Origin of the sequence: Glaciecola petra (genome assembly GCF_031846345.1) — a bacterium.
GTDB classification, from domain to species: Bacteria; Pseudomonadota; Gammaproteobacteria; order Enterobacterales; family Alteromonadaceae; genus Glaciecola; species Glaciecola petra.
Map to the genome: position 1 here is coordinate 1,354,795 of NZ_JAVRHX010000001.1, position 12,949 is coordinate 1,367,743.

At 38.2% G+C, this 12,949-nt stretch carries 11 protein-coding genes; 6 read left to right on the forward strand and 5 right to left on the reverse strand.

Features of this window, described 5'->3' with window-relative positions:
- Entirely contained in the window at nt 1-1,092 is a 1,092-nt protein-coding gene (locus tag RM552_RS06030) for a hypothetical protein (protein ID WP_311367870.1), read from the forward strand.
- 16 nt (nt 1,093-1,108) lie between these two features.
- Here RM552_RS06030 and RM552_RS06035 read toward each other — a convergent pair whose 3' ends face one another.
- The 4 genes from RM552_RS06035 to RM552_RS06050 all read right to left on the reverse strand — a co-directional run bounded on the left by RM552_RS06035 (nt 1,109) and on the right by RM552_RS06050 (nt 6,401).
- Nucleotides 1,109-1,912, reverse strand: coding sequence for a transglutaminase-like domain-containing protein (locus RM552_RS06035; RefSeq protein WP_311367871.1), 804 nt, complete (start codon nt 1,910-1,912; stop codon nt 1,109-1,111).
- A complete protein-coding gene (locus RM552_RS06040; protein ID WP_311367872.1) occupies nt 1,909-3,144 on the reverse strand; it encodes a hypothetical protein in 1,236 nt (411 codons plus the stop codon). The genes RM552_RS06035 and RM552_RS06040 overlap by 4 nt, the downstream gene beginning before the upstream one ends.
- Before the next feature lie 124 nt (nt 3,145-3,268).
- The gene (locus RM552_RS06045) at nt 3,269-4,834 is read right to left on the reverse strand and encodes a DNA recombination protein RmuC (protein ID WP_432277181.1); all 1,566 of its coding nucleotides are present in this window, start codon (nt 4,832-4,834) and stop codon (nt 3,269-3,271) included.
- Between the two features lie 37 nt (nt 4,835-4,871).
- Nucleotides 4,872-6,401, reverse strand: coding sequence for a fumarate hydratase (locus RM552_RS06050; protein ID WP_311367873.1), 1,530 nt, complete (start codon nt 6,399-6,401; stop codon nt 4,872-4,874).
- Between the two features lie 118 nt (nt 6,402-6,519).
- On the opposite strand from RM552_RS06050, the gene pabB reads away from it, so the two are divergent.
- The 3 genes from pabB (at nt 6,520) to RM552_RS06065 (ending at nt 10,048) form a co-directional block, all read left to right on the forward strand.
- Nucleotides 6,520-7,944 carry an aminodeoxychorismate synthase component I gene (gene pabB, locus RM552_RS06055; protein WP_311367874.1) on the forward strand — a complete coding sequence of 475 codons (1,425 nt, stop codon included), beginning with the start codon at nt 6,520-6,522 and terminating at the stop codon, nt 7,942-7,944.
- Between the two features lie 21 nt (nt 7,945-7,965).
- Nucleotides 7,966-8,550 (forward strand): CoA pyrophosphatase, encoded by a 585-nt coding sequence (locus RM552_RS06060; RefSeq protein WP_311367875.1) that lies wholly within the window; start codon nt 7,966-7,968, stop codon nt 8,548-8,550.
- A gap of 124 nt (nt 8,551-8,674) precedes the next feature.
- Entirely contained in the window at nt 8,675-10,048 is a 1,374-nt protein-coding gene (locus RM552_RS06065; RefSeq protein WP_311367876.1) for an L-serine ammonia-lyase, read from the forward strand.
- 9 nt (nt 10,049-10,057) lie between these two features.
- Here the strand turns inward: RM552_RS06065 and cysB are convergent, their stop codons facing one another.
- Nucleotides 10,058-11,032 (reverse strand): HTH-type transcriptional regulator CysB, encoded by a 975-nt coding sequence (gene cysB, locus RM552_RS06070; RefSeq protein ID WP_311367877.1) that lies wholly within the window; start codon nt 11,030-11,032, stop codon nt 10,058-10,060.
- 254 nt (nt 11,033-11,286) lie between these two features.
- Between cysB and RM552_RS06075 the strand changes: the two genes are divergently transcribed.
- Together RM552_RS06075 and RM552_RS06080 are read left to right on the forward strand one after the other, a co-directional pair.
- Nucleotides 11,287-12,030 carry a sensor histidine kinase gene (locus RM552_RS06075; RefSeq protein WP_311367878.1) on the forward strand — a complete coding sequence of 248 codons (744 nt, stop codon included), beginning with the start codon at nt 11,287-11,289 and terminating at the stop codon, nt 12,028-12,030.
- 69 nt (nt 12,031-12,099) lie between these two features.
- Nucleotides 12,100-12,864 (forward strand): hypothetical protein, encoded by a 765-nt coding sequence (locus RM552_RS06080; protein ID WP_311367879.1) that lies wholly within the window; start codon nt 12,100-12,102, stop codon nt 12,862-12,864.
- Nucleotides 12,865-12,949: the final 85 nt, after the last annotated feature.

The window sequence follows — 12,949 nt, forward strand, 5'->3', positions numbered from 1 at the left end:
GTGAAACTTAGTCTTTCAAAGGGTATATATTTACTTAGCTTCACCGTCATAGTTTTTTTAGCGGGGTATTTGACCGGCTCAAAACGTCTTGATCATGTAATAACTGCCCAACAACAAAATGACCCAAACAATATTCGAGCCAGTACAAAACAAAAAGTAAAAAACCCCTGGCAAAATGACCAACAGCAACTCTTACAGCAAAACAATCCGCAAGCAACAGAGGTAATCCCTCCTTTAAGCGATATTGACGAAACTGATCCCTCTGTTCAATCAACTTCTTCAGTGTTAGCTAGATTAGGAGATGATACTAGCACGTTGGAATTGCTCGATTTTTTAGTAATGATAAGCAATAGTGAAGAACCTGGTGATATTAATTATTTCTCAGAAACGATCGATTTGTTGCACGCTAAGCTAAAAGCCGATCCTGAGAATGTGCAGGTTTTATTAGATCAGTTTGTTAGTGTAGAGGCCGACTCAGACGCTATTTATTTTATAACCAGTCTTTTGCAAAGTGCACAATTAGAAGATACCGAAACATTATTTCAAAATTTGGCTGAAAACTTAGCAATAGATGGCACATCGCAGAGTAACAAGAAGCTATTGCATTTAATCGCAACGACAAATCTTGCCATGGAAAATAACAATACAAATGCGTTTATTATTGATATCGCAATGTTTGAAAAAGAAGACTCATCAACTAAACTATTAGCACTGGATCTTTTACAGCCCTATCAACTCAATCAGAATCAAAAAGCAGTCATTGTCGAAGACTTAAAAAGCTTAATTATAGGATCCACCACTGATAACAAAGGGATGCTGATTGAAAATATTTTGCGGTTCAGTGATTCCTCACAAAAACAAGAACTTGCTAATCAATATTTAGAGGACACATATGCTCTTGCGACGAGAGTGTCTGTTATCAATAGTCTTACAGAGGGTACACTTAGGCCAAACCAAGAAATGAAAACGCTTTTGTTTAGTATCGCTCAAAATACACAAGACCCTCTCAATATTCATGCGAAACATGCGCTATTGTTTGCATTCGATATTTCAAACGACGAATATAAAACATTGCAAAACACCGTTAAATAATTGAGGTGTGGACAAATTATGGCGCGCTTCGCAAGCCTTGTATTTTATAAGGCATGACAACCATGCTACTCGCAATTGAAAACCCAAATCCAGGCCCCTCATCAACGAGCGTTGAAATTGGTAGGTAATAGACTCGACTTGAGTTTGTACCATCTTCTATGCCGAACAAAGCAGCATCGATAATATGCCAGTTTTGTTGGTGCAAAATTTCAGTCCAGGCATGTCCAACTGCCTCTACACCATTCTCACTTTCAATAAATACTGTGCCAAATACAAGTCTTGCAGGTTTGTCTAAGGCACGCGACAATGCGGTTGTCAGAACCGCATATTCTGTGCAATCGCCGCTTTTATTGTCAGCAACTCGTGAAGCAATATTAAAACCATGCTCATAAGTGGGATTCTCTATGAATCGGCTAACATATGCCTCTATATTAACGAGAACATTGCTCGAATTCTCTGGAACTGTAAAACCTTCTATAAAATTTTGCGTACTTTGTTCACTAATATCTATGACAAAACTATCATTTTTATATTTTAGGTCGCCACTGCCGTTAAATGTTGGCTTGTTTTGATACAGCGTTACGGCGATTGAATTATCATCAATAACCTTGTACTCAAGCCCCGACCACTGCTCAAGCACTTTTGCACTTGCCATCGCATCCTGCGTAAACAAACTGAAGCTAATTTTGTCTGCTAAAGGAAATTCATAAGAATCATGTGTGTCTAGCTGAACATGAGCAAACGAAGGGTCACTTTGTGCCTGTGCACTCAAAGAAAGAGCAAACAAAAATACGCCAATAAAACGGTTTATGTTAATCATGGTATTTTCGGCAAACCTTTGACATACATCAGTCCCATATTCATTTTCATAGGTCCCTGACCAAAACTTCCCTCTTGAAAAATGCCGTTACTGTCTGCAAGAAAATCGATTTTTAAGGGACCCATCGCAACGCGAATATTTGCGTCTTCTCGGTCAGATAATTTACTGAGTTCAAGTGTCATTGCTGCCGTTGGATTGATTTCAGAGACCCAAATAGAATACTGGGCCGATGTGTCTTTGCTTTCTTGCAAAATAACGGTTTCAAGATAACTACCAAAACTAGATAACAACCAGTCACTATATTCTAAGGTCTGGCTCAATTCTTTCCCTTGCAGTTGACCTTCTACTTGCCAGGCTTCATCAATATATTGAATGCTAAATTGAGAACTTAATACACTATTCTCAATACTGTAAGTATCCGCATTAATTAAACTTCCGTCGGGCTGACTATATTCAGTTGATACAGAGTCAGAGCGAGACACAGATTGAGAATCTACTGGCATTATCATCGCATCTTGGGTTTGAACATATACATCGCCATCTTCATCTAGGCTATATTTTTCAAGACTATAGCCAATTGGCATATCATTGGCCTCTAGTTTATAAACAACCTCAAAAAACTCTGGGTTTGATTCGCTGCTTATAAATGCGCCAACAAAACTTTCAAAAACGCCTGTGAACGCTTCCTCATATCCTATTTCGTTATGAATACATATTTGCAAACTGTTATTGGTTCTTGCTGACAAACCTTTTAAAACGCCTGCAACGGTTTCTTTACCATCGGTCAAATTATATAGCGTGTCTAATGCCATATAAGGCGTATCGTCAACCAAGCCAACATCTAATGCATAATTAAAACGCGATGCTAGTTTTTTATCATTTAAGCGTTCTACGCCACCTAAACTGTGCTCAACAATGGCATGTAATGAATTAGCTGGTCCATCGAAAGTGGTAAACACGTAACATTCTACTGGGCTACTTGTGCCGATATCAATGATATAATACCAAACACCGTCCTCAGCGCTAGATAACTCAGCCTTACCCTTTATTTTAGATTTGACATTGAAATTTTCTATCTCAATTAAGGTTTCTGATTTAACTTCAATTGTTCTAGCGGCCGCTTCTTGAAACCATTCAGGGAATTCATTTAGTTCGACCAATATCTTTGCAGTCACACTAAAATTTAAAGTTAACAGAGAAAAAATTACCAATACAACGCGCAAAAATGACATAAGCTTCCTTACTATTTTCAAAACAATTTTTGACCAAAATAAACAGGTAAGCATAAAGTAAATACTAACCTTTAGTATATACAGTCTACTTTAATCAATAATAGTATTGCAAAGCTTTTAATCTTTATTCCGGTTTTTCAGCAATGGCACCCTTTGTTTCTGATACTAAGGTTTCCGTTGAGTCGCTTTCTTCTTCTCCAAGAAGATCTTTAGAAATTGATTTTTTGGGGGTGACGCCAAGCGATTTAAAGCTTTCAGCTTGGCGAATTAAATTCCCTTTGCCTCGCGATAATTTATTCATCGCTCCGTCATAATGACTACCTAAACTGTCTATTTGACGACCAATTCTTTCCATATCTTCAACAAAATTGGCAAATTTGTTGTACATATTCGCCGCTTTTTCAGCAATTGTTTTTGCATGTTGATTTTGATACTCATATTGCCAAATATTGTTGATGGTGCGCAGCGCCACCAAAAGGTTAGTTGGACTAACCAGCATTATTTGATTATCCATTGCCAGCTTAACAAGTTCAGGATCGGCCTCTATTGCGTTAGAGAATGCGCTTTCTATTGGAATAAACATTAATACATAATCAAGAGTCTGGACGCCATCTAATTCTTGGTAGTCTTTTTTGCTCAAGCCTTTGATATGGCCTTTAATCGAATTAACGTGTTCTTTGATGGCTTTTTGCTTGTCTACTTCGTCTTCACTATTAACATATTTTTCGTGAGCAACAAGTGACACTTTAGAATCAATTACAATATCTTTTTGATTAGGTAAATGCACGACCACATCTGGCCTATAATTTTTACCTTCCTCATTCTTTAAGTGCATTTGTACTTGGTACTCATGTCCCTCTCTTAAGCCAGATTCGTCGAGTACTTTAGCCAGGACGACTTCCCCCCAATTGCCCTGTTGTTTATTGTCTCCTTTTAACGCATTGGTTAAAGCAGCCGCTTCTTGGGTAATTTGTTGGTTTAGCTCTTTAAGCGACAATATCTCTGTTTTTAAAGCAGCTCGCTCTTGTCCTTCTTTCACATATTGATCACTAATTTGTTTCTTAAAATCGTCAATTTGTGATTTCAGTGGCGACAAAAGATGATTGAGCCCAGTTTCACTCGACTTAGTGAATTTTTCCGCTTTTTGTTCAAATATTTTATTCGCCAAAATTTCAAAATTAGACGACAGTGCTTTCTCGGCATTTTTTAATATATCTAGCTTTTCATCGTAGGCCTTTCTTTCTTCAGCCATAGCTGCTCGTTGACTTTCATATTTTGCGTTTAAGTCGGCTAATTCACTTGTTTTATTTTCAAAGTGCTGTTGTAAATCGATATGTGCTTGCTTGAGCTCTAACAACTGTTGCTTTTGCTGGGTGAGTTCACCAATTTTTCCTTGTTGCTCGTTTAATGTATTTTGCAATTCTTGAAGGCCGCTCTGCAAACTAAGTTGCACTCGTTGTGATTCTGCGACATAAGCCTTATGTTGAGTTTGTAATTGCTCAATTTCTTGTTGTTTTAGCGCCAAACCGTTCTCTAAAGATTTTTGATTGTCCAGAAATAAGCTTTCGCTCAATTTCATTTTATTTTGATGGTTCATGCGTGCAAATAACAACACAATAATTGGGACGAGTACCAATAAGCACGCCATCACTATAAATGGCGTGGTTTGCATCCATGTTGGTATATGCAATTTTGACTCCTAAGGATTCATTTACAAACGACGTTTTTTATTTTGACAAAACTGCATCTAAATCAGCAATTTTCGCTTTCCAAATAGCAGGGCCAGTTTCATGAGCATTTGCGCCCGTGCTATCAACTGCTACTGTCACCGGCATATCTTCTACTTCAAATTCATAAATGGCTTCCATTCCCAAATCTTCAAAGGCAACAACGCGTGACTTCTTAATTGCCTTCGAAACTAAATACGCCGCACCACCTACAGCCATTAAATATACTGATTTGTGCTTGGCTATACTTTCAACGGTCGCTGGGCCGCGTTCAGCCTTTCCAATCATGCCTATAAGGCCTGTTTCTTCCAGCATCATATCTGTAAACTTATCCATTCTGGTGGCGGTTGTCGGGCCGGCAGGACCCACCACTTCATCACCCACAGCATCAACTGGACCCACGTAGTAAATAAAACGATTGGTTAAATCAACCCCTTCTGGTAACCCTTCACCGCTTTGCAACATGCTTTGAATACGCTTATGTGCAGCATCTCTGCCTGTTAGCATTTTGCCGCTAAGCAAGACAGTTTCACCTACTTTCCAGTCTAGTAAGTCAGCTTTAGTAATATCGTCCAAATTCACCCTGCGAACATCTTCACCAACTTCCCAAGTCACCTGAGGCCAATCTTCAAGTTTAGGCGCTTTTAATTCTGCCGGACCAGTTCCATCTAAGTAAAAATGTGCATGTCTTGTTGCCGCACAATTAGGAATCATTGCCACCGGTTTTGATGCGGCATGGGTAGGAACAGATTTTATTTTTACATCCACAACGGTTGTTAATCCACCTAAACCTTGTGCACCAATCCCTAAATCATTGACCTTTTTGAAAATATCAACCCGCAATTTTTCTTCAGTAGTCTCTGGCCCTCGTGCTATCAATTCTTGAATATCGACCGGGTCCATTAGGCTTTCTTTAGCAAGCACAGCCGCTTTTTCTGCAGTTCCGCCTATGCCCAATCCCAACATACCTGGTGGACACCAACCGGCACCCATTGTTGGTAGAGTTTTCACTACCCATTCGGCAATATCATCACTTGGATTTAGCATCACCATTTTAGATTTATTTTCAGAACCGCCACCTTTCGCTGCGATCATCACTTCGACTTTATCACCCGCCACCATATCTAAATGACAAACCGCGGGAGTATTATCTTTAGTATTGATTCTTTTTCCAGCAGGATCTTTCACGATAGAAGCACGAAGCGGATTATCCGGATCTAAGTAAGCCCTTCGAGTTCCTTCGTCAACCATTTCCTGCACAGTCATGTCAGTTTTATCCCAGCTAACTTGCATGCCAATTTTGACAAAACAAGTCACTATGCCAGTATCCTGACATAAAGGTCTTTTTCCTTCAGCTGACATACGTGAATTAATTAAAATTTGCGCCATCGCATCTTTTGCGGCTTGGCTTTGCTCTCTTTCGTAGGCCGCTTCAACCGCTTTTACATAGTCTAAAGGGTGATAAAAAGAAATAAATTGTAATGCATCTTGAATACTGTCAATAAAATCTTGCTGACGGATAAGTGTCATTGGGACTCCGTTGTAATGAAAAATGGTGTATTTGAGTAAGTCAAAGTATACTACGCTTAGCTAATAAAACCACCACACAATAGTAGTACCCTAACGTTGATTTTTAAGAGGTTATTCGTTGTATTCACTTAAGTACCACAAAATCAATAATGTTAGTCATCAAGACCTTATCTGTTTGTTTGATAATTACCAACACCAAGACTACGCCTGTTTGCTTGATAGTTGTGAAAATACCAGCATCAACTCACAATTTGATATTGTCGTTAAACAACCCGTAATAACGTTTGAACTAAAAACAAAGCAAATTTCATTAAAAGGGGCTTGGAAACATAAATTTTCGAGATGCAAACAAGATTGTCCTTTTGATAGTTTATCTATATTGCACAAAGAATTTTGTGAATTATTCGAAACTAAAACAGACCCAGCGCTTACTTCTTTGCCCTTTGTTGTAGGCACTTTAGGTTGCTTTGCGTATGATTTAAACGTAGTTAGTGACAATATTAAAGACCGAAATCCAACACAGTTTCTGATGCCTGACATAGCGCTTGGGTTTTATGATCATAGTGTTATCTTCGATAATCTTAATTCAGAATTATATTTTATAGATTGGGATGAACAACGTTTACAGCAGAGTGTGACAGACTTTCAGCGCACGATAACAAATAAAGGGCAAACACCTTTGAATAAAGGCTTTGAATTGCAAAGCGATTGGAAAGCTAATATTGATCGAGAAACATATATTCAACAACTATCAACCGTAAATGAATATCTATTGGCCGGTGATTGTTATCAAGTAAATTTTGCTCAGCGTTTCAGTGCAAAATATAAAGGCAGTGAATGGACAGCGTATAAACGACTAAAAAAGGCAAATAAAGCACCCTACTCTGCATTTATACGACTACCAAATAGTTGTATTTTAAGCGTTTCGCCAGAGAGGTTTTTATGCATAAAAGACGGACAAGTAGAAACTAAACCTATAAAAGGAACCAGAAAACGTTCGCCTAATCAAAAAACTGATGCCAGCCTTGCACAAGCTTTGTTGGCTTCGGAAAAAGACAAAGCCGAAAATTTGATGATTGTTGATTTGCTCCGTAATGATTTATCAAAGCACTGCTTGGCAGGTTCAGTAAAAGTGCCTCAATTGTTTAAGCTTGAAAGTTACCCTGCAGTTCATCATATGGTGAGCACTGTAGTGGGTGAATTAAAACAACAATCAAGTCCGTTTGACATATTAAAAGGTGCATTTCCCGGCGGGTCAATTACAGGAGCGCCGAAAATAAGAGCCATGCAAATTATCCAAGAATTGGAACCCGATAAACGGAGCATTTATTGCGGAAGTATTGGCTATGTTGGTATTAAAAATGATATGGATACAAACATTTGTATAAGAACACTCCTGGCCGAGGATGGCATGATGCATTGTTGGGCGGGCGGTGGAATAGTAATCGATTCGGAAGCAGAGGACGAATATTTAGAAACTCTACATAAAGTCGATAAGATACTACCGGTCATGGCCGCAAAAACAAGTAGCGACTTTGATTAAACAACAGGACAACAGGCAAACGTGTTGATAGAAGATTTCATAAGCGCCTTTAACAGGCCTTTTGTTATGTCGAAAAAAAGAAGTGAACCTTTTCCAGATGCGAATAGCCCTGCAGCCGTGCTTGTTTGTATTTATCAATTTCAAGGCGAATATTCAGTTTTGTTTACCCAAAGAGCTGAGCACTTAAAACACCATGGCGGTCAAATCAGTTTCCCAGGGGGTAAAGCCGAAAAACACGATAAAAACTTAATTGAAACCGCGTATAGAGAAGCTGAAGAAGAGGTAGGTTTACAAGCTAAACACTTGCAGTTAATCGGAAGCTTACAACCCTATCGGACCGTAAGTGGCTTTGCTGTAACGCCTATCATAAGTGTATATCAACCTAGCCTAAACATTAAAACTGATTTAGTCATTGATAAAAACGAAGTCGCAAATGTTTTTGGTGTGCCATTAGCTTATTTAATGGAAGAAAAAAACTATTCCGAACAAATCATTCATCGCAGCAATAAACAATTTCCCGTTTATTTTATACCTTATGAGACTAAACTAATTTGGGGCGCTACGGCAGGTATCTTGTCAATTCTAAAAGACCATATTACTTTATAAACATTCTTCATTTGCTGTTATGTAATCTTCCTTAAAAAAACTAATGAGTTCGATTAGCAATAATCACTTGTGTTGCGAATAAATTGTGTAACACTTTCAGTATTAACATTTAAAGAGAAGTCATATGATTAGCGTTTTTGATATGTTCAAAGTTGGTATTGGCCCTTCTAGCTCACACACGGTGGGCCCTATGCATGCAGCTTTAACGTTTTGTGAACACCTAATAGATATTGGCGAATTCGAAAACATCAGTAAAATAACAACTGAACTTTATGGCTCGTTAGGTCAGACTGGCAAAGGCCATGGGACCGGCAAAGCAGTCATACTTGGCCTGTTAGGCTATACGCCTAAAAATGTACCCGTAAAATCTGTCGATGCAATGCTGGCAAAAGTCGAATCAGAACAACAACTTAATTTGCTCGGAAAAAAAGTAATAGATTTTTCGAAGCAAGGCGCAATTTTATTTCATCGTCGTAAAACCTTGTCTAAACATGCTAATGGCATGACATTCTTTGCTTACCGAGACGAAGTCTTAGTTACACAACAAACTTACTACTCAATTGGTGGTGGATTTATTGTCGAAGAATCTGAATTTGAAGCGCAGAAAAACGAAAAATTTGCTGAAGCCCAAAAAGATGCGCCATTTCCTTTTTCAAAAGCAAATGAATTAATTGCAATGTGTAAAGAAAATAGCATTCGAGTTAGCACTTTAATGCTAAAAAATGAATGTGCTTTTATGTCTGAAGATGCCCTAAAAAAAGGCTTGATAGACATTTGGAACGTTATGCAAGAATGCATTGAGAATGGCACCAGTAATGAAGGTATTTTACCCGGGGGATTAAAGGTTCACCGACGCGCACCAGCCTTGTTAGCGCGCTTAGAAAATGAAAGAAGCAACGACCCTATGCTAGTTATGGATTGGGTCAATATGTTTGCACTTGCGGTAAACGAAGAAAACGCCGATGGCGGCCGCGTTGTAACCGCTCCGACAAATGGGGCAGCTGGGATCATTCCTGCTGTGATGAATTACTATCATAAATTTATACGGACAATGACTGACGACGTAGCATGCCGTTTTTTATTAACAGCGGCTGCAATTGGCATACTATATAAAAAGAATGCCTCTATTTCAGGTGCTGAAGTAGGATGCCAAGGTGAAGTAGGCGTGGCTTGCTCAATGGCTGCTGGGGCATTAACAGAAATATTGGGAGGCTCAGTAGATGAGGTCGAAAACGCAGCAGAAATTGGCATGGAGCATAATTTAGGTCTTACTTGTGATCCTGTTGGGGGCTTAGTTCAAGTCCCTTGTATTGAAAGAAATGCAATGGGCGCAATCAAAGCTATCAACGCATCCAGACTCGCGCTTAGAGGAACAGGTAACCATAAAGTATCCCTAGACAAAGTTATCAAAACAATGTGGGATACTGGCAATGATATGAAAAGCAAATACAAAGAAACCGCCAGAGGCGGCCTCGCGGTCAACATCATAGAATGTTAATGGGCCAACTTATTTTACAGGCAAAGTGAGGTTTTTAAACATAGTTTCGACCTCTTGACTGTTTTTTTGCATCATCGCTCGTTCGACTACTTCTTTAGTAAGATGGGGCGCAAATCGTTCAATAAACTCATACATGTAATTGCGCAGAAACGAACCTTTCCTAAACCCAATTTTCGTTGTGCTGTAATCAAACAAATGTCGCGCATCTATTTTTACTAAATCAGCATCTAATTTTTCGTCAATCGCCATCGACGCGATTACACCAACACCTACTCCCATTCGCACATATGTCTTAATCACATCAGCATCAGTGGCGGTGAATACTATTTTTGGCTCTAAGCCTGCCGTATTAAACGCTCTATCTAATTCTGAGCGTCCGGTAAAACCAAAAACATAAGTCACTAAAGAATATTTTGCTAACTCATTTATCGTAATAGTTGATTTTTTGGCTAAGGGATGAGACCGGTTAACGATAATAGAGCGATTCCAATGATAACAAGGTAGCATTACTAAATCGTTGTATAAATGCAGTGATTCAGTAGCAATGGCAAAGTCTGCTTCGCCTTTTGCGGCCAAATCACTTATTTGCGATGGTGTCCCTTGGTGCATATGCAAAGAAACTTTCGGATACTTTGACATAAAGCCTTGTATAACTTCAGGTAAAGCGTAGCGTGCTTGAGTATGCGTGGTAGCGATGTTCAATTTACCTTGGTCAGGCAAAGTATGCTCTCTAGCAACAGCCTTTATACTCTCTACTTTTGCCAGTATTTCGCGTGAAATATTGATTACTTCTTTCCCAGCTTCTGTCACATGGGTTAAGTGTTTTCCGCTACGACCAAATATTTGAATACCAAGTTCATCTTCTAGCATCCGCACTTGCTTGCTTATTCCAGGTTGAGATGTATAAAGATTCTCGGCTGTTGCTGAGACATTGAGGTTATTATTTAATACTTCAACAATGTATCTAAGTTGTTGTAATTTCATCGATTCCCTTACATTTTTTTAAGCAAAGCTAACAATACGTATAAATTTATACGCCAAAGAATTTTCTAAGCTGTTTTTTTAATTTGCCGATATAGTATTGTTAGTCGAGCTATGTTGTTGTTGTTTTGAGAGTCGATTTTTAAAAGCACTAATATCTTTATGAACACAATAATAGCGAATTTAGTTTTTTTTTGCATAAATAATTTAGATAAAAACAAATTCTTTTCAAACTTAGTTAAAAGGCGTGATTTACAGTGACCTTACAAAGCACAGAACAAAATCTTATCGACAAAAACGATAACAAAGAAAATAAAATCAACGACCAATTCGACTTTTCTTCTGTGATTGCTGTTGCTATTCATGACATGAAAAATTCATTGAGCCTCTTGATGCAATCCATCGAACAATTATCAGCAAATATTCCAGAAAATAACACGTCTGCGCGAGAAGGCATTAACAGTGTCCATTATGAAGCTAATAGAATGAATACGACATTAGTACAAGTCTTGTCTTTATATCGAGCAGAATTAAATGCATTGCCGGTCAATATTGACGAGTGTTTTTTAAGTGATTTAATCGAAGAAGTGGTTGAATCAAACCGCACTTACGCACAGCAAAAGAATTTGACTGTTAAGGTCAATGTTGATGAAGATTTATCTTGGTATTTAGATCGAGAGCTGATTTATTTATTAGTTCATGACGTACTCATAAATGCTATTCGTTATGGTTGTAACCACATCGAAATTACGGCAGAAATTGAAAACAACACATTATCCTTGGTTGTTCAAGACGATGGTCCGGGTTACCCCAAAGCGATGTTAGATATGGCTACGGTTAAACTAGACAATTTTTGTATTTCTGAAGGTCGCACTGGCTTAGGTTTGTTCTTTGCCCGTTTAATTGCACAAACCCATAAAAACAGTGGCAACACCGGAAACATCAGCCTGTCTAATTGTGCCGAAAATGGTGGCAGTATTTTTGAGTTAAGGTTGCCATAAATATGTATTTAATTGATTGTCAGGCCAATTCATTTTTGAGCACGTGTAAAGGGTTTAATTGAACAAGCAATGACTTATACTATTATTATTATTCTGATTACTTTTTTGATAGTTTGTGGGATTGCCGCTACAGCAGTCCAACAACATAATGAAAAAAAAGAAAAACAGAAAAGAGAAGAAGTTAGTCTGCATAAAACTATTTTCGAAGAAACCGAAGAAGCCTTTCTTGCGGCTATAAAAATGCCGCTTTCGCAGCTTACATTACTTATTTTAAGAAAACGGTCAATTCGCGCATTAAAAGTCATGCACGAATACAATCCCACTCCCGATATCGTGACCAAATTAGATGAACTAACGAAAAGCTTAAAAGGTATTGATGCCAGCGCTACGCCCCCTAATCAAGAGAGTTTTCAACTACCTGCAGCAGACAAGGTCATTATAAAATATATCCAAGCCGTCAAGAAAATACGAAACATATTAAGAAACGAAAATAATAAAGGTAAAATTCCTCCCAATGTTTTTGCTCGCGAAGAAAAAGCAATAGAGTGTTTACAATTAAGGGTCAACGTAGAAACATTAACAAAACGAGCAAACGATGCTGTCGCCAGCAAGATGCAAGGCTCAGCGCGTCAATACATTGAAAAAGCGATAAAGGCATTGGTCGCACATAAACCCAAAAGCGAGTATTCTAAAAGACGTAAAGAAGAACTTGAAAGTATGTTGAAAACCTTAGAAACCAATGTTAAAGACAGTAATTTAAAACAAGTCATGGCCGAAAAAGCTCAAGAAAAAGAAGATATCGATTCGTTATTTGCTCCTAAAAAGAAATGGTAAATCAAACCATTTAGTACCGCCCTATTACAATTCTCTGTCATTTCATTTATCCTAACTACCATAAAATAAGACATCAAAAGTGTAA

What these genes read in the sequence shown, in the direction of transcription:
- RM552_RS06035 (WP_311367871.1), bottom strand. Translation starts at nt 1,912, where the DNA reads ATGATTAACATAAACCGTTTTATTGGCGTATTTTTGTTTGCTCTTTCT.
- RM552_RS06040 (WP_311367872.1), bottom strand. Translation starts at nt 3,144, where the DNA reads ATGTCATTTTTGCGCGTTGTATTGGTAATTTTTTCTCTGTTAACTTTA.
- RM552_RS06065 (WP_311367876.1), top strand. Translation starts at nt 8,675, where the DNA reads ATGATTAGCGTTTTTGATATGTTCAAAGTTGGTATTGGCCCTTCTAGC.
- RM552_RS06050 (WP_311367873.1), bottom strand. Translation starts at nt 6,401, where the DNA reads ATGACACTTATCCGTCAGCAAGATTTTATTGACAGTATTCAAGATGCA.
- RM552_RS06080 (WP_311367879.1), top strand. Translation starts at nt 12,100, where the DNA reads ATGACTTATACTATTATTATTATTCTGATTACTTTTTTGATAGTTTGT.
- cysB (WP_311367877.1), bottom strand. Translation starts at nt 11,032, where the DNA reads ATGAAATTACAACAACTTAGATACATTGTTGAAGTATTAAATAATAAC.